At 51.9% G+C, this 21,770-nt stretch carries 16 protein-coding genes; 3 read left to right on the top strand and 13 right to left on the bottom strand.

All coding sequences use genetic code 11. The features are described 5' to 3' along the window. Positions 1–19: 19 nt before the first annotated feature. Positions 20–1,372, bottom strand: a complete 1,353-nt coding sequence (locus tag PV433_RS07145) for an ABC transporter substrate-binding protein (protein ID WP_332071493.1) — start codon at positions 1,370–1,372, stop codon at positions 20–22. Positions 1,373–1,423: 51 nt separating this feature from the next. Beyond that, complete coding sequence (locus PV433_RS07140) at positions 1,424–3,139, bottom strand: DUF4091 domain-containing protein (protein ID WP_332071492.1); 1,716 nt, start codon at positions 3,137–3,139, stop codon at positions 1,424–1,426. Positions 3,140–3,295: 156 nt separating this feature from the next. Here PV433_RS07140 and PV433_RS07135 point away from each other — a divergent pair, with 156 nt between their 5' ends. Then, positions 3,296–4,147, top strand: coding sequence for an AraC family transcriptional regulator (locus tag PV433_RS07135; RefSeq protein ID WP_332071491.1), 852 nt, complete (start codon positions 3,296–3,298; stop codon positions 4,145–4,147). 206 nt (positions 4,148–4,353) lie between these two features. Here PV433_RS07135 and PV433_RS07130 read toward each other — a convergent pair whose 3' ends face one another. The 9 genes from PV433_RS07130 to PV433_RS07090 all read right to left on the bottom strand — a co-directional run bounded on the left by PV433_RS07130 (position 4,354) and on the right by PV433_RS07090 (position 16,085). Beyond that, positions 4,354–5,580, bottom strand: a complete 1,227-nt coding sequence (locus PV433_RS07130; protein WP_332071490.1) for a MerR family transcriptional regulator — start codon at positions 5,578–5,580, stop codon at positions 4,354–4,356. 102 nt (positions 5,581–5,682) lie between these two features. Next, entirely contained in the window at positions 5,683–6,840 is a 1,158-nt protein-coding gene (gene wecB, locus PV433_RS07125; RefSeq protein WP_332071489.1) for a non-hydrolyzing UDP-N-acetylglucosamine 2-epimerase, read from the bottom strand. Between the two features lie 227 nt (positions 6,841–7,067). Beyond that, entirely contained in the window at positions 7,068–7,520 is a 453-nt protein-coding gene (locus PV433_RS07120) for a VOC family protein (RefSeq protein WP_332071488.1), read from the bottom strand. Positions 7,521–7,643: 123 nt separating this feature from the next. Continuing rightward, positions 7,644–8,180 carry a class I SAM-dependent methyltransferase gene (locus tag PV433_RS07115; RefSeq protein WP_332071487.1) on the bottom strand — a complete coding sequence of 179 codons (537 nt, stop codon included), beginning with the start codon at positions 8,178–8,180 and terminating at the stop codon, positions 7,644–7,646. Between the two features lie 181 nt (positions 8,181–8,361). Further along, complete coding sequence (locus tag PV433_RS07110; RefSeq protein ID WP_332071486.1) at positions 8,362–10,710, bottom strand: DUF4838 domain-containing protein; 2,349 nt, start codon at positions 10,708–10,710, stop codon at positions 8,362–8,364. A gap of 120 nt (positions 10,711–10,830) precedes the next feature. Then, a complete protein-coding gene (locus PV433_RS07105; RefSeq protein ID WP_332071485.1) occupies positions 10,831–12,375 on the bottom strand; it encodes an extracellular solute-binding protein in 1,545 nt (514 codons plus the stop codon). A 50-nt stretch (positions 12,376–12,425) separates the two neighbouring features. Then, positions 12,426–13,301 (bottom strand): carbohydrate ABC transporter permease, encoded by an 876-nt coding sequence (locus PV433_RS07100; protein WP_332071484.1) that lies wholly within the window; start codon positions 13,299–13,301, stop codon positions 12,426–12,428. 15 nt (positions 13,302–13,316) lie between these two features. After that, a complete protein-coding gene (locus tag PV433_RS07095) occupies positions 13,317–14,234 on the bottom strand; it encodes an ABC transporter permease (protein WP_190930356.1) in 918 nt (305 codons plus the stop codon). A 36-nt stretch (positions 14,235–14,270) separates the two neighbouring features. Further along, complete coding sequence (locus PV433_RS07090; protein WP_332071483.1) at positions 14,271–16,085, bottom strand: FAD-dependent oxidoreductase; 1,815 nt, start codon at positions 16,083–16,085, stop codon at positions 14,271–14,273. Positions 16,086–16,215: 130 nt separating this feature from the next. On the opposite strand from PV433_RS07090, the gene PV433_RS07085 reads away from it, so the two are divergent. Next, positions 16,216–17,016, top strand: a complete 801-nt coding sequence (locus PV433_RS07085; protein ID WP_332071482.1) for an AraC family transcriptional regulator — start codon at positions 16,216–16,218, stop codon at positions 17,014–17,016. A 128-nt stretch (positions 17,017–17,144) separates the two neighbouring features. Here PV433_RS07085 and PV433_RS07080 read toward each other — a convergent pair whose 3' ends face one another. After that, complete coding sequence (locus PV433_RS07080; RefSeq protein WP_332071481.1) at positions 17,145–19,064, bottom strand: right-handed parallel beta-helix repeat-containing protein; 1,920 nt, start codon at positions 19,062–19,064, stop codon at positions 17,145–17,147. A 304-nt stretch (positions 19,065–19,368) separates the two neighbouring features. On the opposite strand from PV433_RS07080, the gene PV433_RS07075 reads away from it, so the two are divergent. Next, entirely contained in the window at positions 19,369–20,265 is an 897-nt protein-coding gene (locus PV433_RS07075; RefSeq protein ID WP_332071480.1) for an AraC family transcriptional regulator, read from the top strand. Positions 20,266–20,434: 169 nt separating this feature from the next. On the opposite strand, the gene PV433_RS07070 is transcribed toward PV433_RS07075, so the two are convergent. Beyond that, positions 20,435–21,769, bottom strand: coding sequence for a sensor histidine kinase (locus PV433_RS07070; protein ID WP_332071479.1), 1,335 nt, complete (start codon positions 21,767–21,769; stop codon positions 20,435–20,437). Position 21,770: the final 1 nt, after the last annotated feature.

Here is a 21,770-nt window from a genome sequence, read left to right as displayed (position 1 = left end):
TCAGTTATAGGCAAGCCCGTTACTTGCCGATGGCGGACAACTGCTTGGCAATGTCCAAATTAATTTGTTCCTCTGCTTCGCGCAGCGCGGAGTTGACGTCTTTGCCGTTAAAAAACTCTTCGAACTTTTTGCGCAAAATAACGTTGCTGCTCGTGTTGAATGGCGAGTACTGCTTCGGCTGCGCCGGCTGGCTCAGTAAAAACGCTTTCATATTCTTGTCTTTCAAATAGTCGACGTCCTGTCCCAACTGCTGCTGCAGTTGCTTGTCCGCAAGCGGCGTCATCCGTCCCTGTTCACGCACGATTTTGCGCTGTACTTCTAGTGAAGTCACTACATCAAGCACCTGCATCGCCGACTCCTTGTGCTTGCTCGTCTTCGTAATCAAGAATACCGATGGGGTGAGCGCTCCGGATACGTTCGGCTGCCCGGTAAAGCTCGGGTACTGGACCAGATCCCAGTTCAAGCCGTTTTTCGGGTGAAAATATTGCGCAGACGTATACAAAATGTTGTTCGTCGGGTCCATGGCCAGCGTCTTGTCCACAAGGAACGACCGTTGTCCGGTATCGTTCAATTTATCCGGCGCATTATTCGGCAGCGACCAGATCGTCTTCGCCGTCTCGAACGCTCGCTTCCAGCCGTCCGTCTGCACCGACGCTTTGTTCGTCCTGCCGTCTACCGGCAGCTGCGACAGCGACATCGCCATCCGGTCCACAACATCGGCGCTGAGTCCGCGATATACTTTTCCATCTTCTGTACGCGATACTTTCTTAGCGATTTCAATCATTTCGTCCCATGTCATCCCGTCCTTCGGGTACGCAACCCCGAACTTGTCGAACAAATCTTTGTTGTAGAACGTTGCCATCCCGCCGCTCTCAAACGGTAGTCCATATAACTCCGTTCCACCGGTTGTGGCGCGAATCGCTTCTATCGGCGCCGGATCAAAACGGCCAAGGTCAAAACGCAGCGTCTTAGCAAGCGGCTCAAGATCAAACAGCAGCTCCTTGTCCGCATACGACGGCATCTCACCGTTCCAATTGTAAATGATGTCCGGTGTACGCCCTTGCGCCATCAGATCTTCCAAATACGACCCCTTCGCGCGTTTGATAATGTCCAGTGTAATGTGCGGATACTTTGCCTTTAACGGGTCGAGAATAAAGTTCTGCTGGTTGTCTTCCGGTCCGAAGGTCATATCGAAAAAAAGCGTCAGCTTGACCGGTGTCGTATCGACAATAAAGCCGCCTGCCTGCTGCTCTGTTCCGTTCGGTTGCCCTCCTGCTTCCCCAGGCTGCGGATCTGCTTGCTTCGCACTGCACCCTGCCAGCGCAATCGCAGCGCCAATGGCGCACAATGTTTGTTTGTTCCATGTACCCATCTGTAAAAATCCCCCTTATTATCATGTTGTTTCCGCCTGCTGCACCTGCCGTTATACAAGGCGCAGCAATGCATCATACGCGTCTTCGGTCAAACGATACAGCTCCGTACTGCGCTTTCGCGCGTTAGGATCCAGCTCGCACGGATCGGCAAATAACATCACATGATCGACCGCCTGCTGCACGTCGCTTCTGCGTCCGGCCGCTTTTAACAGCTGCATCAGCTCATAGTCCCGGATCCCGCGCTGCAGCCATTTGTACCGGAGCGATAGCTGTGGCTTGCCCGCTGCACCAGGATAGACGAAATTGGCGTCACCTGCCTTCCAGATCGGTGAGCGGTACGACAGCTTCCGCAATGGATCGTCAACCCACGCCGTGTAGTTCCAGCGCAAGAAGCCATCAAGCCCCAGCTTCTCGGCGATCCAAGGGATAAGGCGCGATTCCAGCGCAGGCGAGCGCAAAAACGTATTCGGAATATCCGGGCTGCATGCCAAGTAGTATAGCGTCCTGCTGCCGGGCTGCGCTTGATGTCGGACGAGCTTCTCCCGAGCGGCACCAATACTGGATAGCACCGGAACGTAGTCGTGCACCTCCGATGTCAACTGCTCCATAATCGATGTGCTGTGTATCGCGATTTTGTAGCGAAATGCAGGCGCAATATGCCGCAGCCGCTCCAAACGCTGCTGAAATAACGGGACATCTCCCGGCTCATCCGCAAGCACGCGGACGCGGTCGATCCAGCCGCGGTCAGCGAGATGTGCCTCCAACGCACGAATGTAGTGTTCCAATTGCTCCTGCCGACGCATAAAGCGGTACGTTCCGGTCGCTGCATCGTAATACCGAACGCGAATGCCGTCCGGATATCCTTCGACAATTGCACCGTAACCTGCATCGGTATCCTGCCAAATGTTCAGCAGCCCGAACAGCTCAATCTCGGCACGGATGCCATGCGTCTCCCCCAGCGCCACATACCGGTTGAGCGCTGTGTAATCGTAATGAAAAGTCCCGCTTCGATCCCTTGTCACGCCAATGATGCTGTACTCAAACAGATTGGACGGTTCTCGGTCACGATGGGAAAATTGCCCCGACCACGGAATTTCAGATACGACGACAGACAACGCTTTTTGTCCCAGTTGCCCCATGCTTGCCAAATAAGCATCCAGTACGGCGAAATGATCCTCCGACCACAATGTCGTACCGGACTTACGTGCAATGTTTGCGTTGTGCTGCCACAAATCGAGATAGAACGAGTAATGCTGCGGTTCGGGCAGTACCGCTTCTTTGACGTTCAACACGAAGGTGCACGCGCCTAGCAATTGCTCATCTTCAAACATCGTATGGGAATACAGTCGCACAGTTCCCATATAAGTTCCGCTCGGTGTATCCGCGGATGCCGTACACTCGATCCAAACCGGCTGTAGCGTACGTGCTTCCACATACAACTCCGGTGCATCCAGCAGCACATCCGCTTTCTGTGTCCGGTCGTCATCTTCGACAAAGCCGATCAGGCGCACATCTACGGTCAGCGCTTCATCGATGTCCACTTCCACACGGACGATTGGCAGCGGACCTCCTTTCCAGAACAGCGGATCGGTATGCGTCGTCAGCAAAAAAGGTTCTTGTGACGCGACGACGCACTGCACCGCTGTGCTGTCCCTTCTACAACACATCACCTCCAGTTGTTTCGTTTGTGTTTGTTTCACCAACTGCGACCATGGCTGGTACCCTTTAATTGCTTTGTAAAACATGGACTGTAGTCCGTAATACATCGGTTCATCCCCTATTCATTGCGAAGCACCAATCCATTCCCCTGCCTCACTTTTGTTCTGCTATTCGCGCGCTTCTCTAGGCAGGTTTTCAAAAGGACTGTATACTTAAAGTACCATCTGGGCATAGACGGGGGAATGGAAATGGCGGCCAAATACATGGATTATAGGATTAGTTCGAAACCGCTGCAAATTATCGGGCTGAAGGTCGAGAAGAGCATGCTGGAAATGAAGTCATTGACAATTCTCGATGTCGGCTATTTGCCAGGCCGGACATCGTTTCGAAGAGATGCGGTTTTTATGAATAAATGGGCGGTCATCTTTATTGCGGGCGGAGCGGGGACGTACCAGGTTAACGATGGTGAAAAGCAGCAAGTAAAAGCTAACAGCCTTTTTATGTTTTATCCGGGGGCCGTTTTTCACTATGGGCCCGATCCGGGGGGCTTTTGGGACGAGTATTATTTTACAATTGAAGGGCCGCGCATCCAGGAGTGGCTCGATTCATGGTTGTTTGAATCAGGGACGGTTCAGCCGGTTCAGAGCGATGAAGACCAGCAGAACAAGATCGAGCGGATCTTTATGCTAATGGATAGCGGAGTGCCGATCAATGTCGATCGCGCAGCGATGCTGCTGGAGTCGCTGCTGTTTGAATTTATGATGCACGCCCGGTCGGCGCCGCAAACGCACAAAAACGAAGATACGCTCTCCCTGCTTGACGACATCGCCAAAACGCTGTATCGCCCGTTCCAACCCGAGCAGTTGTGCGCCCGCCACCACATATCGATCTCCACTTTGAAACGAACGGTGAAAAAGGTGACCGGCTACCCGTTGCACGAATATGTTCACCGGCTCAAAGTGGCAGAAGCGAAAAAGCTGCTGATCAGCACCGAGCGTACATTTAAGGTGATCGCTACGGCGCTCGGATATCGCGACGTCTTCTATTTCTCCCGTTTGTTCAAAAAGTACGCCGGCATTTCGCCGCGCCACTACAAGATGTCGAACGGCAGTTAGCGTGTATGGAATGAGATAGCCTTTGCTGGAGCGGATGAATTAGCGGATTTTCCGGAAGGCGGCTGGAATTACCACCAGTCAATACCGGCTGAAGTTTCAATCCATCGATGCCCGGGCAGACCAAATAGCCCGAAGATCCCATAGGTTCGATCTTCAGGCAAAAGTTTGGTCCGATCCGTACCGGCGGCGGTTCACTTCTCCCCTGATTAATCGCGAAACGCTACAAACAATCCGACATCCTTCGTAATCGCTATGGCCCCCTTCGCCCGGATCGACTCGTTCAGCATCGCCTCCAGCTTGGACAAGCGGCTGTCCGTGAAATTTTCCCGGCCTTCGGGAGTGGTCCGGATGTAGTCGATCAGCGGTTTCGCATCCGTGACCTGCAAACCGTCCTCGTAACGCAGCAAACGGATTCGGACGAAACCCGCGGCATCCAGCTGGTCTTCCCCATTGTCCAATCCGAATTCGCAAGCGAAATCTTGCCGTCCGAAATCATAGTTCGGATTCAATCGGCTTAGAAAACCTTCGACTTCGTTCATGTGACGCTTTCCCATCGTCGAGGCGAACAGCATGCCCCCGGGCTTCAGCACGCGCCGGATTTCTTTCAACGATTGGTGGCGTTCGCTCACATGATAGAGCATATGGTTAGCCAGCACGGCATCGAAGCTGTTATCCGGAAACGGGATCGAGCGGGCGTCAGCCGGCATCAATCGGAATCGGTCGGCGTTATTTTTCAGCCCCTCCCTGGCGTCGTTCAGCATTCCCTCGGACAGGTCGGTCAGCGTAATGTCCCAGTCTTCCGGAATCCGGTCCATATTGCGCTGCCACAACGTTCCGTCCCCGCAGCCCAACTCCAGGACGGCCCCGCGTTCCGGGATTTTCAATTGGTCGAACAGCCAGTGGTGCCATTTGTACGGATTGACGCTGAAGTCGTCATGCAACCGAATCCTCGTCTGCAGGTTGAAGGCGTTCTCGTATTCCTGGTTCACCACCCGGATGATCGAGGCGAACAGCTCCCAGGCGGGACTGCTTTCCTCGGTCCCTGCAGCGGGTTCCTCACCTTCCCGCTTCGCATAATCCAGCCCTTCCAGCAGCGACAGCGTCTCCTTGATCGTTTTCTGGACGAGGCGGAGATGCTCCATCTTTTGGCCGATAATCGTACTTTGAACCCGCAACGATTCCTTGAGATCCTCCTCGTGCCCTTCGCGCCGAACGATGGCCCCGATCTCGTCGATGGTCAACCCGATATACTTCAGCGTTAATATGCGTTGAAGCCGCGCCAAATCCAGCTTCGAATAGTAGCGGTGCCCCGAACCGGTTCGGTGGCTCGGATGCAGCAGCCCTACTTTATCGTAAAATCGGATCGTGCGGACCGTTACGCCCGCCTTGTCCGCGAATTGTCCAGCGGTCATCCATTCTTCTCGCAGCTCCATATACGCCCCCTGCCGGTTTCCTGTAAGACTTTACTATACAACACCCGTCTGCTCCATGAACAGCCCTGCCAATGGCAGGATATCAGGACGCCGCCGAGTCGACTAAGCCCGAAACTCCGCGGGAAGACCCGAAACGAATCCGAAATGGCGGGCAACGATCTGCACGATGCGCCTCGAAGCCCTTCCGTCACCAAACGGATTGTGGGCGCTCGCCATCGATGCGTAATATTTTGTATCCGTAAGAAGTCTGCTCACTGCCGCATAGATGGCCTCTTCATCCGTCCCGGCGAGATACGCAGCGTTAGCCGCAACCGCTTCGGGCCGCTCCGTCGTATCCCGCATCAGCACAAGCGGCTTATGGAAGACGACCGTTTCTTCCTGGAGCCCTCCGGAATCGCTGAGCACCAGATCCGAGCGGGACAGCAGATTCATCATATCGGGATAATCGATCGGTTCCAGCAAATGAATGCGTTCATGCCCCGCCAGGATGGGATAAGCGGTTTCCCGGACGGTAGGGCTTAAATGAACGGGATAAATGACCGACAGATCCGGGAACTCGTCGGCAATCCGCCGCACAGCGCGAAACATTTGGCGCATCGGCGATCCGTAGTTTTCCTTGCGATGGGCCGTCATCGTCAGCACTCTGCCCGGTTGACGGAGCAGACGATTGAGCCGGTCTTCATGAAATACATAATCGGAGCGGCACGTTTTCATGGCGGCATCCACGCCCGTTTGTCCCGTCACATAAATAGGCTGCTCCGGATAACCTTCCCGGATCAGATTGTGTCTGCTCCCGGCAGTAGGTGCGAATAACAGATCAGCCACAACGTCGATAATTTTACGGTTCACCTCTTCCGGCCAAGGGGAGTACTTGTGGTGAGAACGCAGTCCCGCCTCCACATGTCCGACCGGGATCTTGTGGAAAAAAGCGGCCATCCCGCCGCACACGGCCGTTTGGGTATCTCCGTGAACAAGGACGAGATCCGGCTTTTCTGCAGAGATGACTCGATCCAACCCGGTTATGGCTGCGGATGTAACATAGGCGAGCGACTGGTTTTCCTTCATGAGGGCCAAGTCGACATCGGGACGAATCCCGAAATGAGAGAGCGCCTGCTCCAGCTGCTCCCGATGCTGCCCCGTAACCACCACTTTCGTTTCGAACCATTCCGGATGTTTGTTGAATTCCTGGATCACCGGGCCCATCTTCGTCGCTTCCGGACGTGTACCGAAAATTACCATTACTTTTTTACGCATGGTCATGAAACCTTCCCCCTTTGAATTGGTGCTGTAACCAAGCGTAAGGGATGACCATACGTCACTTGCAAGGAAAAAATAAAAAAGCTTTTCAGTGGCAATGCGACGTGTTTGTCGCCAGGGGTCTACAAAAGAAAAAGCCTGGAGATAAGGTTAATCTTATCTTCAAGCTTCAGTCGGCTTCACACTGTTTTTCTGTTTCTATTTCAGTTAAATCTTCTTTTTAACGTCATTTATTTTTTACCGAGTTGTTCCGCCAAGCCGATTAGAATTCCTTCCTTTCCACGAATGTAGCAGAGCCGATACGAGTTCTCGTACTGAACCACTTCGCCTACGAGCTGAGCACCATGCTTAGTGAGTCTGGATACCATTTCGTCAATGTCTTCAACGGCGAACATGACGCGCAGATAACCGAGAGCATTTACGGGAGCCGTTCGGTGATCCGATACAACAGGCGGGGTAAGAAATTGCGAAAGTTCAAGTCGGCTGTGGCCATCCGGGGTAACCATCATAGCAATCTCTACACACTGGGAACCCAGCCCGGTTACGCGACCCGCCCATTCCCCTTCGATAGTAGCTCGCCCTTCGAGCTTCAAGCCAATCTCCTCGAAGAAAGAGATTGCGCTATCAAGGGATTCTACAACGATGCCAACATTGTCCATTCTTAGTAATTTGTTAGTTGCCATTGTTTGATCTCCTTATGTATACAAAATTTATTAGCTGATCATCTTCATACGTATTCTATCAACAGTTACTATTTTCTCCAAAAAAACAGACACGAAATCATTGACGCGATATATGCGGGTCCGTTACGCTGTATGATCTTGTCCCCCAACTGCTATAACGCAAACTACAGGGATCGGCTTCTGATCCCCTATTTTTATTTGTTTAACGGTAAAACCGGCATCCGTCAGATTTTGACCGGTGCTATCGGCAATACTCCGCAGCTTGCCCGCTGAAGGCGGTTGATTGAATAAATATAAGGTGCCTCCCGGCAGCAAAAGTTCCCGGATCCACTCCAGCTCGCGCGCGGCCTTCATCCAGAACAAGTTCACGTTTACGGCAAAAATTTTGTTAAACCGGCTATGACCCAAATCGGCCTCGTGAAGCGGTGCGGCAAGAAATATCGCTTTCCCTGCCGACACAAAAGGAGCATTTAACTTCTCCGCTGCACGTATCATTTTTTCGGATTGGTCAATTGCCGTGATCTTCCCGTCGACCAAGCGCCCGCAAATCAAGGAAGCCGCTGCTCCGTATCCGCAACCGATCTCCAGGATGCGATCTGATGGGTCGACTTCCAATATTTCAAATGCATAGGTAAGCCGATCGGCGATCGATTTCGCCATACGATCCCCTCCTAGATGTGCTCGGGTAACCTGTCTACAAAATCCATTATATCATACCGATTATTCCAATAAGCGCCTCGTCTGGCCATTCACCCTGTAGTCGCAAAAAAAGTTCTTGTCCACTTTCGGACAAGAACTTTTTCCCTTTATTGCAAATTCCTTGCGGACCCGTTCCAGCCAATCAGTCAGATGCAGCCTGCCAAAGCATCGCCGGCCCCGTAATTCCGCCTGTTCCCAATTCATCCAGTATCCTATTGCCTACATCGACAACGATTAGATTGGACTGTCCGAACCGGATGGCGTTAGTCGCGTCAAACTCCCACGGCGACGTTAACCCGCTGCCCTTTTTCACCAGCGGCAGCTCTTGCCCGTTCATCCAAACCTTTGCGGTCTCATCGATGCTGCTGAACCAAAGGCGAATCGGATTGCCGTTATCGAACTTTTTGTCGACCTTTACTTCTGTCCGATACCAGACATGCCCTTTATAATAGCGAAGTCCTTGGCTGGACCATGTCTCGGAATAAGTCTTCAGCTTCATCCACGACTTCGTTCCCAAACCGGGTTTCCACAGACCTAACAAATCTCCGTTCTCGTGCGGGAACAGCATGGCATTCCATTCGTCCGGCATTTGAGCGACAACCCGGTTTCCTCCGGTAACGCGCTGTTCGCCTTCCGTCACCATCTTCTTCCAAAAGATATCGGTAAACACAAACGATCCATACGGATTTAAGATGACGGGCGAATGGAGCACGGCTTCATTCCGTAGAGCGTATATTCGGTCAAACTGTTCTTTGGCCTTCACAAAATCAAGACGATTTATGGATTCCATCATACCAAGAAATTGGTCGCCGAAGTGATAAGCAAGCCGCACCATCGCAACACGCTTGCCATAAACCGGATCGTTCGATTTGTTCGCTTCCTTCTCGGCTTTGCTCAGCGTTTTCTCCATTTCCTTCCAAACCTTGTCCGTCAAAATATGCGGGAAATCATAGATGTTTCCGGCAAAATAATCGGCATCGGCAAAAGCCTGCTCCAACGTTTCAAAATGCTCCCGCATCGACTTGGCCGCCGGACCGTAAAACTTCGAATAGTAATCGTCCAGTAAATCCTCGACATCCAGATCCGGATTCCACATCATTTTTGCCGCCAGATAAAGTCCCGGACCCTGATACCCCCAAGAGGGCAAGTTTTCGGCGCGAATGCCGGTAATCCCGTTCTGCTTGTAATACTTCAACTCGCTGGACACTTGATCGACGGGCGAAAACGGAAGGCCCGGATCGGCAAGATTGTACAGATACTGGTAAATGTGAGGCTGAACCCCAAGATTCCGCCAGCCTTCGATGATCTCTTTCAGGTGACCGCGTTCCCAGGAAAGAGGATTGTCCAGGGCATGGAAGCGGTCTACCGTAATCGAAGCGATGACCGGGATGAGTCTGGGATGCGGCGTCCAGCGTACCGGCGGTTGGTAATACGTGTCATAGGCGTAAAACGAGATGCTGACATCCGGATATCCGGCCAACTCCAGCTGTTCCAACACTAGATTGTAAAATTTTACGTAACGATCCGTTAACGACAAAGTGTCGTGCGTTGCGTCCAAATCATTTCCATCCCAGTCCGGGTGAGGCTGAAGCACCTTCACAAGACCGTCATTCGGCCCCATTCTCAGGTCTTTCAGATTGGGATCCTGCTTCAATTTGTTCAACGAGCCCTGTACGACACAGGCCAAAACGTCAGGCTTCGTAACGTCCAATTGGGTCGTCGGTAGTCCGTTCTCGTTCGGCAGGTACAGATCGGGCCGATCCTTTGCGCTGATGGTGCACGGAAGACCATGATTGCCGTAGTACTTTTGATTCAGTCTCATATATTCAACCCAAATCTTGCCCTCGTTCAAATTGACGCCGTTCGGAAGTCCGGAAGGTTTCTGATAAGCTTCGGTTGCTTGCATCGCTCTGGCCGAAAAGCCGGGATGCTGGATCGTATCTTGAATTGGAAGCGTTATCGTTTTTCTCGACGGAATTACCGTCCCGATGTCTCCGGGCATGAACCAACGTACGCCCAACTGCTCCAGAAGCTCGAAAGCCGCATATAACGTGCCTTGTTCCGAGAGCCCGTACAGTTGGATGGAGTCCGCCGCCGCAGCTAGTCGGAAAGATGCAGGATCGTCTCCTCCTTGACGGATTGCATCCAGGTCGATATGGGGGGACGCCCCTCCGATATAGATTTTCGTTCCGGTTGCTTCTCCCACGTTCGTTACAATAGGAAGCTCCACCCCGGATATGCTTTTTATGTAATTCACCAGTTCAGTTGCCGCCTTCTTCTCCAATACCGAAGCATACACCGTCGTTACAACGGTTGCCGAAGGGTTGCCGTCACTCACTAGCACAACGCCTTGCTCTGCACCTTGATGCTTCCGACCTGCTTCGTCCGCCAGGCCTCTTTCATTTGCACTCGTTTGCCCGGCCGCCATCAGCAGCGGGGCAACAGCCCATACCAAAATCAACAGCCAAACGAACCGTTTTCCTTTCCTCATCCTCAACTTAGCGCCTCCTTTTGTTGAAGCCTCCCGGAATGATCATTCCGGGGGCTTGGGCCTGATGGCCGGGAATTATATTGTTACACCCCAAAGCGGGAGTGCGAACAATCCTTCTCCTTATTTCTTGCTTTCCATTTGACCGATGTAATCGTTCATCTCCTTCAAATACGTTTTGCCGAATTTCGCATGCCACTCCTGCAGCACTTTTTTGTACTCGGAAGGATCGGCGTCGCCAATAATGACTTTCGTCGTAACCTCGCTGAACTTTTTGTTGAAATCCAGATAAGGCGGCGTTTTCGCAATGGCCGGCGTGAACTCTCGGTCTTTAGACAGCACGATTCTTTTCACGGCTTTTTCGATGTTCGGCACGAGCTTTTGCTTCATCTCCTCCGGCATCCCCGGATTAATGAAGAACATGTAGTCGTTGGCGCGGCGAACGATATTTTTGCGGACAAAGGTTTCCAGCGGCGGGTCCACGAAGACGCGCTTGTTGGCTTCCACCTTGAAATCATGCCCTTCCACGCCGTTATAGATCGAATCCCAGCCTTTGTCCGACAGCATGTAATCGAATACGTCGACAACTCGCTGCGGGTCCTTCGCATTGCGGGTTACCGCCCAAAAGCCCCACATGCCCGTTCCGAGCCCGAGCCCTTTCATCTCGCCTTGTTGATTTTTCACGTATACGTAAGCAAGCTCGTAGTTCGGATTAATCGTTTTGCCGGCTTTGAGGAACGTTTCGTAATGGCCTGCGAACCCTTCCAATATGCCGGTTTTGCCGCTTTGAAACCGCTCGAGAGCTTTAGTGGCGTCGAGCGACGGCGAATCCGGATCGATCAGCCCTTCCTTGAACAGCTTGGCCGTTAACTCCAAAGCCTTCGAATATGGATCGGAGTTCATATCATATTGGGGGTTCATAAACTTATACTCGCCACCGCCGGACTCCTGCCAGCCGTATAAACCAAGCTCGTTCTGGAAAATCGGCTTGAGTGATTTATCGCCGCCCGCAGCCGTCCCATACCCGTACGTATCGTGTTTTCCGTTGCCGTCGGGGTCTTCCTTCGAAAATTTCCGCATAATCTCGATCATTTGATCCAGCGTAATTTCGTTATTGTCCGGGAGCTTGATATTTAATTTATCGAGCCAGTCTTTCCGGAGCCAGTACCCGTCGGAGCGAATCACGGTCGTCCGAGGTATCCCGTAAATTTTGCCGTCGTTGTTGACCCGCAACGAGTCCCAGGAAATATCGTACGAATATTTTTTAACGTTGTCGGCGCTATTCAAATATTCATCGATCGGCACGATTACGCCGTCCTTAACCGCTTTCAAAAACGCGCTGTCGCTGGGACTCGGAAAATAAACGACGTCGGGATAGTCTCCGGTCGTGAGCGATAATTGAAGACGCTCGCTGTAGCCGGTCGACGGCGGGATATCGAATTTGATCGACGTATTCGTTGCTTTCTCGATCGATTGAATGAGCAGCTTGTCCGTTTCCGACAAGTTGGATGATGCAAATTGCCCCATGATTTTCATGCTTACTAGCGCATTTTCCGCAGCAGCCGGCTTCTTTTCGCCCGTTTCTGCCGTATTGTTATTGCTTCCGCATGCGGTAGCCCCGGCGAGCAGCACCGTTACGCCTACCCCGGCGATTACTTTTTTGAACATGTGTTCAGCCTCCCTTTTATTTTTGCTTTTTATGTCAAGGGTCTTTCTGATCATCCTTTTATCGACCCCAGCATAATTCCTTTGACGAAAAATCGTTGAAGAAACGGGTACACCGACAAAATCGGCAGCATGACGATCATAATCGTCGCGTATTTCAGCGTCTCCGGCATGACGTTCATATTGCCGATCTCGGCACTGTTGCCTCCAGCCGATATTTGCAGCATGTGTGCGCCTTCAATGACCTCACGCAAAAACAGCATCAACGGCCAATTTTCCACGCTCCGGATATAGATGATCGCAGAGAAAAAGCTGTTCCAATAACCGACCGCCGCAAACAGCGTTAATGTGGCAATAATCGGCATAGAGAGCGGAACGACGATTTTGAACAAAATGTAGGGCTCGGACGCTCCGTCCATCTTTGCAGCTTCCTCCAGCTCCTCCGGAATGTTCTGCATGAAATTAACCATCAGGATTAAGCTGAATGCGGAGAATAAGCCGGGAAATACGAGCGCGGCCAATGTGTCCAGCATGCCGAGAGAACGAATCAGGTAAAAGTTCGGAATGAGTCCGCCGTTGAACAGCATCGTGAAGATGACCAGGTTGATCAGGATCGCTCTGCCTTTCAGATGCGTTTTGGAAAGCGGATACGCCGTAATGATGTACAGGAAGATGCCTAAAGCTACACCGCTGACGGTAACGATCAGCGTATTAAGGTAGCTTCTCGCAAGCACCGGATGGGAAAGAATTTCCTTATAGGCATCGAACGAGATCTGGCTGGGCCATATGCGCATCGGGTTTTGCAAATAAGCGCTGTGCGAGCTGATCGAAACCGCCGCGACGTTCAGAAGAGGGTACAGCATGACCGCGCAAATCAAAGAAACGATGAGATAGATGGCGATGTCAAAAAGCTCGATTTTTTTGTGCATGTTCCTCTTCACCTCCTACCACAGTGACTTTCCGAATAGGCGCGCAATCCGGTTGGCCAGCACGATCATGACCAGCCCGACTACCGATTTGAACAAGCCGACGGCAGCCGTGAAAGAAAGTCTTCCTTCCAATAAGCCGACCCGGTACGTGTAGGTTTCAAACACGTCAGCCACCTCGTAAGTAGCCGGATTATACAGCAGGAAGATCTGCTCGAAGCCGATATCCAAAACACTTCCGACCCGCAGGACCAAAATAATGACGATCGTGGTCGCGATGCTGGGAAGCGAAATGTACCATATTTTCTGCAGCCGGTTGGCCCCGTCGATCGTGGCCGATTCGTAAAGGGACGGGTCCACGGACGTAAGCGCAGCCAAGTAAATGATCGTTCCCCAGCCGAGCTCCTTCCATATTTCCGCGGAAACCAGAATCGTCCGGAAAAACTCGGGCTTCAGCAGAAAATGTATCGGCTCTCCGCCGAAATCGACGATCAGCCGGTTGACCCAGCCGGACGACGGCGACAGCATATTGATAATGATTCCGGATATGACGACCCACGATATGAAATGCGGCAAATACAGCACCGTTTGGGCGACTCTTTTGAAAAGAAGGTTCCTGATTTCGTTCAGCATAATTGCCAGTACGATCGGTGCCGGAAATCCGAATAAAACTTGATAAAAGCTAATAATTAGCGAATTCCTTAAAATCTTGAAAAAATCGTCCGATTGAAACAGATAGCGGAAATGCTCGAAGCCGACCCAGTCGCTTCCCCAGATGCCTTTGGTCAAATTGAAATCCTGGAACGCAATGACAATGCCGAACATCGGGATATATTTGAAAATAAGCAGATAAATAAACCCGGGTAAAAGCAAAACATACAGCCACTTGTTTTTTCGTGCATACAACCAGGCAGGACTGACTTTGCTGTTATTCATCCCATTCTCCTCCCGAAGACGCTTCCGTAAGCGGCGTTACTCGCAGACGAGCTCAACCACCCGCGCATGGTCCAAGCCGTTCGTGGCGATAACCTCCAAGCGGAGCTTCTTCAGATTTTTCAAAGTTACGGGCAATTGGATCATTCGTTGGTAGTTGTCCCTGATATGGGCGATTTCCGTCTCCCCTCGTTCGTCATAAGCGATCAGCTTAAACTCCTTCAGCGTTTCGGCTTGCGGGCGCCCCCACTGCATATAATTCTGAACTACGTCCAAATGACATAACATCAATAAACGGTGAAGCCCGGTATCCAGAACGATCGTAATCCGGGAAACCGATACCGGCTCCTCCCACTCCAGCTCCAGCCATGGACGGCCGTCTCCCGGCTCCGACATCCAGCGATGCGTGCCGCCTGTAGTCAAGTCGGGCCGTACCCCCTTCTTCCCGTGAACGGCGCGGGTATGTCCGTCCACAACGTTCCCGCAACATCCGTGTGTTTGTTCGGACGATGCGGAGATCCGGGCCAGTTTGGCGAGGTTTCCATCCAGCATTTTACCGGGTAAAAACGCTCCCTGCCGAAGCAATTGCTGCTGGGCCTCCTTCACTACATCGCTTTGGCGCCGCGCTTGTTCCAGCGGAAGCCTGCGCTTCACCGCCGTTGCCGCGAACGTTCCGAGCCCTTCCCCCATGACCGCGCATGTCGCCATAACCCGGGTGCTGGAGAATGCGATATGGGTAGCCGATAAATTGCGTCCGGCGAACATCAGATTCGATACGTTCCTGCTTATCATCGAGCGAAGCGGAATGCCGTACAGATAAGGCGTGAACGGCTGATTGCACGGCTTCTCGTCTTTCGCATCGATGCCTTGGGGAGGATGGGTATCCATCGACCAGCCGCCGTAAGCGATTACATCATCGAAGTCGATAGCCTGCTGAATGTCGTTTTGGGTCAGTACGTGCAAGCCGATAAATCGTCTGGACTCTCTTTTCCCCGGAAGAAAGCCGAACCAATCCAGCGCCCAGTTTGCGGAATCGGGGTGATTGCCGCTATTTTTGATGTGATCCCATACCCCCAGCATGATTGCAAGCAGCTCGTCGCGGATCTGCTCGTTATCCTTGATCGTATCCAGCGTACCGCCGAATTCCACCCACCAATACCCGAACTCCCAGGAGTCGTGGCTTCTGAACTTCAGATCTTCTTCCGTAAACTTGCGGGCCCATTCCGGCGCGGTAAAAGGCATCGGACGCCCCATATCCTTCGATGTGAACAAAAGCGAAGATCCGAGACGGTAAGCGTCTCTGTTCAGGCTCGCGCCGGACTCGTTATATTCCTCTACCGCTTCCCGGCCCGTCGTAAAATCGGCCCCGGCTTCAAACCCGAGCCGTCCGTCGCCCGTGCAGTCCACGAAAATATCAGCGTGAATCGTGAAGCTCTCCTCCGTGCTTTCTCTCACCGCGTAAGCCGAACGAATACGGGAGCCTTCGACTTCAGCGCCGACAACCGCCGTGTTCAGCATCAGGGTCAGATTCGGTTCGGAACGGCATTTCTCATATAAAATCAAGTCCAGCATGCTCGCGCTCCGCTGCGGATTTCGCACCGCGCATTCCAGCATGATTTCTTCGATTATGCCGGTTTCTCTGCGCTCCGTCTCCAATTCCTTGCCGATCGTGGATGCGCCGGATATGTTCATGCGAATTTCCGACGATGCATTTCCGCCGAGAACCGAACGGTCCTGGCATACAATCACCCGGGCTCCGTTACGCGCCGCGGCAATAGCAGCCGCCACCCCCGTCATCCCTCCGCCGGCGATCAAAATGTCCGTGTTTAACAGTTTCGTATCTGGCTTCCCCATGTTGCATTGACTCCTTTATTTTCTATGATATCTTTAATTACATATTAAGATCTTTCGTTGACTAATTGGAATTCATAGAATTACCTCTTCATATCCAAAATTACAAAATACTCGAATGAGGTGAAGAGAATTGTTCGCAGGCTTGCCCGATATTTTTTACCATGTGTACTGGAGCAAAAAAGAACAGTTTTTATACGAGACGGATACGTATGTCACTTGGGTTTTGTTTGGAGTAGAGGAAGGCAAGTTCGAATACCGGATCGGAGAAGATTACGGAGTGGCCGAATTCGGCGATGTCGTCGTGTGCCCGCCCCAGGTCGCCTTTTACCGAAACGTGCTGACACCCTTGAGCTTCAGTTTCCACTCCATTACGTTCACTTTGCCGGACGGCGAACCTCAGCAGTTGATGCCCCTTCTGGCGCAGCGGAAAATCCGGCTGCCGCAATTCCGGCGGTTGTCCGAAAACTACAGCAGCTTAAGACAGGCGGATCAGCAGCTTCCCTTCAACCCGGAAAATCAAATGCCGAAGCAGCACTATTTATCGGACATCTGGCTGATGATTACCCAGCAGGCGCTGGAATCCCCCGACTCCGTCTCTTTGTTGAACGAAGACGAGTTCATTCGCGATGTCGCCGTTTACTTCAAAGACCATGCGCATGAACCGATCGAAGTCCGGGATGTCGCCAGTCTGTTCGGATTGACGCCTGTGCAGCTGATTCGGAAATTCAAAAGCGCCTACGGCGTGAACCCTTTGCAATACTTAACCTCGATTCGGGTAAAGATGGCCTGCAGACTGCTGCTCGTTACGGAATGGACGCTGGATGTCATAGCGGGGAAATGCGGATACGAGAACGGCTTTTATCTCAGCCGGGTATTCCGCAAGACGATGGGCGTAAGCCCATCCGAGTTCCGCAAGCAAAACCGGTATTAGGCTGCGGACGGCCGTTTCAGTTTACGGAACAAGAAAAGCCTCTAAACGAAGAGGAAAGAAAATAACGCCCTATGATCTCTTCGATCAAAAGGCGTTTTCTGCATCCTTATAACCGTTATCCATACTGCTCAGATCCGATTCCCCGAAATCGTAATCGTTCCCGTTCCTGCATCGAAAAATGCCGCCGTCTCCCCTCCGCCCAGCAGATCGTTATTCGCTACGAAATTATGTGAGCTGCTAGTGTCGGCGATGTTCACCCCATACCTCGGCCGGATGTTGCCGGAACCTTTGCGAACCGTATTCATCTGGAGCTGATTGTTGCTGCTTTGCTCCATGATGAGCAGATTGTCGAACGTGTTGTGGGCTTCCTGGCCGTTTCCGATGCATGTATTCGACACGATCTGATTGGAGTTCGACTGTCTCCGCAGCCATAAGCCGGCTTGCATATTGTCATTACAACGATTGCCTTGCAGCTTATTAAACGAGGATTCCCACAACTGAAGACCGTACCGGTTTCTGACGCACAAATTGCCGGAAACATCGTTATGCTGGCAGGTAGCTCCCACTAAGCGAATGCCGAACTGATTGGTATCGCACTGGTTGTCAGTCACAAGACAGTATCGGGCATGCGTAAGATTGATTCCTTCATTCTGGTTGCCTTTGCACACATTAAGCTGAAATAGGTTATATCCGATATCCGTTGCACTTGTTCCCTCCACTACAATTCCTTTTGTCCCGTTGTCGAGTACCGTATTGCCGATAATCTGATTGTATTGATTTTTCCCGGTCCGGCTGTTCCCGGCGATTCGGATCCCCATGTCGGTGTTGCCGCTGCAGTGATTGTACAGCACTTTATTATGGGATGCGCCTCTAACTTGAATCCCGCGGATATTGCGATCGCAGGTATTGCCTTCGAGGATGTTGCCCCGGGCATTGTCGCCGGTGGTCCCATAGATTGCTATTCCGCTGCCTTTATTATCGTTACAGACGCAATTCAGCACAGTGAAATTCTGAACGACGTCCCCTTCATTGGGCTCTATATCTATACCGCTTTGGGGCTCTACACCATTGGTTTGATTAAACCGGCTTCCGAGTGCGAGCCCGCCGACGCAGGCAGTGACGGACATGCCTTGCCGCCGGTTATTCTCGCACGTCACGTTTAAGATGTTAATGTTCTCGCATTGGATTCTGGTGGTCGCACTGACTATTCCGATATATATTCCGTCGCCCCAGCAGTCTTTGATAATAGTGTCCCGGATTGTAACATTCCGGCTGCTGCGTATCGAAATCCCCATTCCATGCTCGCCTGTTGCAGCCAGATGCCCGTATCGGTCACCCGCAATCGTCCCGCCCTGAACCGTTACATGGTCCTTACTGACAATATTAATGATATGGTATAAATTCGCCGCATTCGGAATCGCTTTCAATACCGCGCCCGGAGCTAACAGCAGATTCGTGTTGCTGTTCGGCTTCAAGGCTACGAGCGAATTGATCATATACTCTCCGTTCGGAATGAAGACCGTTCCCCCGCTTGCAGGCACAGCATCCAGCACCTGTTGAATAACAGCCGTATCGTCCGTACTCCCGTCTCCCATAGCCCCGAACCATTTCACATTGAGCGCATCATTCTCTATCACCCGCTTGTATCGTGCACCCGATACGGAAACGATCACCGTTCCCGTATTATCCGCCGAAACCGTATCCCCCGGATCGTGCAAGAACCAGCCCTCTTTGCCCGAGTCGGTTACAAAATAAATCGTATTCGCATCGGATGTCGATATCGTCCGAAGCTGGGCTATTGTGGTCATTCGGCATTTAGAGGAATGCAGCGATCCGTTCGAGTTTCCGCCGCCAGGTCCGTATACCGTCTCCGTAATCGTCGGGCGGTCGTCCTGCGCCGCAAGCATCGTGTTGTTCAACAGAAACGCAGCCGCACCGGTCGCGCCTAAGGAAACGAGAAGCTTTCTTCTACTGATCTTGTGGTGCAGTGCAACCGGATTAAGGTGCTCCTCATGCGAGGGATGAATAAGGTCGTCTTTTTTATTCAACAATTGGGACTCCTCCGATCGTTCGTGATTATTACCCTGCGTCGTGCACGATGAATGTAACGATTGCGAATCACCGGTCCTCCTTCCCGAGCATAGAAGCCGCACTCTTGATGGAGCTTCCGCTGCGGCTTATAGGTATAGGTTACTTTTACTGCCGTTTTCGTTCTATATAAGTTCGCACATGAAATTGATGCAATTCTATCCTCATCGCCGGCAGAAGGACGCATTATCACTGGACCGGTGATTTGATATAATAAATGCAGGCAGAATCTAGCGAACCGATTACGGAAAAGGGGATACGCGAATGGCGCAACCGGAACTATTTCACTATCCGAATGTTGGAAAGCGCTTTCCATTCCGCATAACAGACGTTCAACTGCAATTTGACGGCCACTTGGTAAAACCTCATTGGCACGATCATATCGAATTCATCAAGATCGTGAAGGGACGCGTATCGGTTACCCTTGATCAAGACCAGTTCGAAGCCGGAGAAAACGAAATCGTCTTCATTAACAGCCGTCAAATTCATTCTATCCGGTCGTTATCCGGCCAATCTGTGCGCATTAACGGCATCATCTTCGACAAATTTTTTGTCACGAACTTTCTGGAAGGCTTCGACAGCATGCACACCTACCATTTGTTTGTCAACACCGGCATTCGTTCGGAACGCCAGTCGTTTTCCCCTTGCCAACCGATTTGGAGCGAGCTGAACGATTGCATGGAGATAGCCAAAAACGAGTTTGCCGGCAAGCAGCATTGTTATGAAATGGCGATCAAGTCCAGCATTTACCGGATCGTAACGGTCGTTATCCGCTACTTTTTACAGCAGGGAACCGGGAATGCCGGGTCGCGCAGATACCAGGCCGGACAAAAACTCGTCCTGATCCGTTCGGTTATGGATTATATTGAGGAGCATATAGCCGAAACCATTACGGTTGAAGATTTATGCAAAGTCATCCATATCAGTCCCAATTATTTGAGCCGGATTTTCAAAGAATTGAACGGGGTTACGATTACGCGTTTCCTCACCTCCACACGGATTCATCTGGCCAAGCAAATGCTCGCCGGCCGGGAGCTGACGGTGACGGAGATCTCGGAAAAAACCGGTTTTTGCAACATTCATTATTTTGGGAAAAGGTTCAAAGAGGAGACCGGCTTCAGCCCGTCCGAATTCCGTTCGAAGGTGAAAAGGTTGGAATAATGGCGCAGCTTGGTCCGTCCCGATCCGGCGACGTGCTATACCCGGCTTGCCCTATGCGTATGTAGTAGCTTATATGAACGGCCTGCCGCATTTGTGTTCACCTAAAAAAGAAGCCTGAAACTGCAGGCTTCTTTCGGCTTACTAATGTTAAAGCTACGAGATCTTTGTTTTATCCTTGTCCGTTTACAGGAAGCCAGCCCGTCACGAGGGCTCCACCCTCCGGATGGTTGCTTACGGCAAGTCCGCCTCCGTGACGCTTCATAATGGTATGCGAGATCGTCAGCCCTAATCCGCTCCCCCCGGTAGAACGATTTCTGGACGTTTCCCCCCGGTATAGAGGTTCAAACACACGCTGCAGGTCTTCGGATGAGAAGCCCGGCCCGGTATCGCGGAACGTAAACTTCATCTTGTCATTCTCCGTATAGCATTGAATTACGATTTCACCGTTCGCGGGGGTGTACCTGACGGCATTATCGAGCAGGTTGTCGAGGGCACGCTCCAATAAGTGCATGTCGCCGCTAAGTGTGCAGCCGTCTGCGGTTTGGTTCGCAATTGAAATTTGTTTGAGCCGGGCTAGCGGACTTACACTGTCTATCGACTTCTGAATGAATGTTTTGAAGTCGATCGTCCTGCAGTGAAGCTTCATTTCCGGATACTCCAGCTTTGTATAGGTAAACAGATCTTCGACCAGACGATCCAGTTGCGCCGATTTTTCCTTGCAGACCGCCACATATTTCGCCGCTTTCTCCACAGATTGGGCTACCCCTTGCTCCAGACCGTCCAAGTAGCCTCGCAAGGCGAACAACGGGGTTCGCAAATCGTGCGCGACGGCAGCGATCACAAATCGGCGTTTTTCTTCCAGCTCCGTTTGTTTGTCAAAGGCTTGGCGAAGCCCGTTCACCATCACTTCGAATCCGTCGCGAACTTCAGAAATCTCGGTGATCCTGGAGCGGGGCAGCTTTACTTCCCAATCGCCTGCGGCGATTTGCCGGGCTGCAAAGCTCATCCTTTCCAGAGGCTTTAGCAAGACTCTTCGCATAACAACGCCAACTATGATAAATATCAGGAAAAGTCCGGCAAACATCGAAAGCACCGGAACCGTATTCGACTTCGGCACGTACACGACGGCCTTCCCGCGAAGCCACCCGTCTTCGATGAAAGAAAACTGTTCGGTCAAGGTAAAAGCGCCGCCGCTTCGTACCGGATCGGATCGAAACAGCTCCTCCCCGGACGCGGATATAAGATCGGCCTCCATTTTCGCCGTCTGCAAGCGAGCAATCAATTGGCCCTGCCAACCCGGATCCCCCCATTGACCCGAACCCGTCTCGATAAGACGAACAATCTCGTTCAGTTGTGCTTGCACCATCTCGTCCTGCAGGCGGTCCTTTCCGAGACGGAGCGTTAAATTCTCCATGAAGTAGACGGTAACGTAAAAGATCCACGGCACCAGCAAAATGACGACCAGGATCAGCATCGTAATGGTTCGTATCCGAAGAGTTCTCACG

The sequence above is a fragment of the Paenibacillus sp. GYB004 genome (genome assembly GCF_036577605.1).
GTDB classification, from domain to species: domain Bacteria; phylum Bacillota; class Bacilli; order Paenibacillales; family NBRC-103111; genus Paenibacillus_AB; species Paenibacillus_AB oceani.
This window is presented reverse-complemented; position numbering and strand designations above follow the sequence as displayed.

Excerpts from the sequence above, each read along its gene's own strand:
- PV433_RS07145 (WP_332071493.1), bottom strand. The coding sequence starts at position 1,372 with ATGGGTACATGGAACAAACAAACATTGTGCGCCATTGGCGCTGCGATT.
- PV433_RS07140 (WP_332071492.1), bottom strand. The coding sequence starts at position 3,139 with ATGTATTACGGACTACAGTCCATGTTTTACAAAGCAATTAAAGGGTAC.
- PV433_RS07135 (WP_332071491.1), top strand. The coding sequence starts at position 3,296 with ATGGATTATAGGATTAGTTCGAAACCGCTGCAAATTATCGGGCTGAAG.
- PV433_RS07130 (WP_332071490.1), bottom strand. The coding sequence starts at position 5,580 with ATGGAGCTGCGAGAAGAATGGATGACCGCTGGACAATTCGCGGACAAG.
- wecB (WP_332071489.1), bottom strand. The coding sequence starts at position 6,840 with ATGACCATGCGTAAAAAAGTAATGGTAATTTTCGGTACACGTCCGGAA.
- PV433_RS07120 (WP_332071488.1), bottom strand. The coding sequence starts at position 7,520 with ATGGCAACTAACAAATTACTAAGAATGGACAATGTTGGCATCGTTGTA.
- PV433_RS07115 (WP_332071487.1), bottom strand. The coding sequence starts at position 8,180 with ATGGCGAAATCGATCGCCGATCGGCTTACCTATGCATTTGAAATATTG.
- PV433_RS07110 (WP_332071486.1), bottom strand. The coding sequence starts at position 10,710 with ATGAGGAAAGGAAAACGGTTCGTTTGGCTGTTGATTTTGGTATGGGCT.
- PV433_RS07105 (WP_332071485.1), bottom strand. The coding sequence starts at position 12,375 with ATGTTCAAAAAAGTAATCGCCGGGGTAGGCGTAACGGTGCTGCTCGCC.
- PV433_RS07100 (WP_332071484.1), bottom strand. The coding sequence starts at position 13,301 with ATGCACAAAAAAATCGAGCTTTTTGACATCGCCATCTATCTCATCGTT.
- PV433_RS07095 (WP_190930356.1), bottom strand. The coding sequence starts at position 14,234 with ATGAATAACAGCAAAGTCAGTCCTGCCTGGTTGTATGCACGAAAAAAC.
- PV433_RS07090 (WP_332071483.1), bottom strand. The coding sequence starts at position 16,085 with ATGGGGAAGCCAGATACGAAACTGTTAAACACGGACATTTTGATCGCC.
- PV433_RS07075 (WP_332071480.1), top strand. The coding sequence starts at position 19,369 with ATGGCGCAACCGGAACTATTTCACTATCCGAATGTTGGAAAGCGCTTT.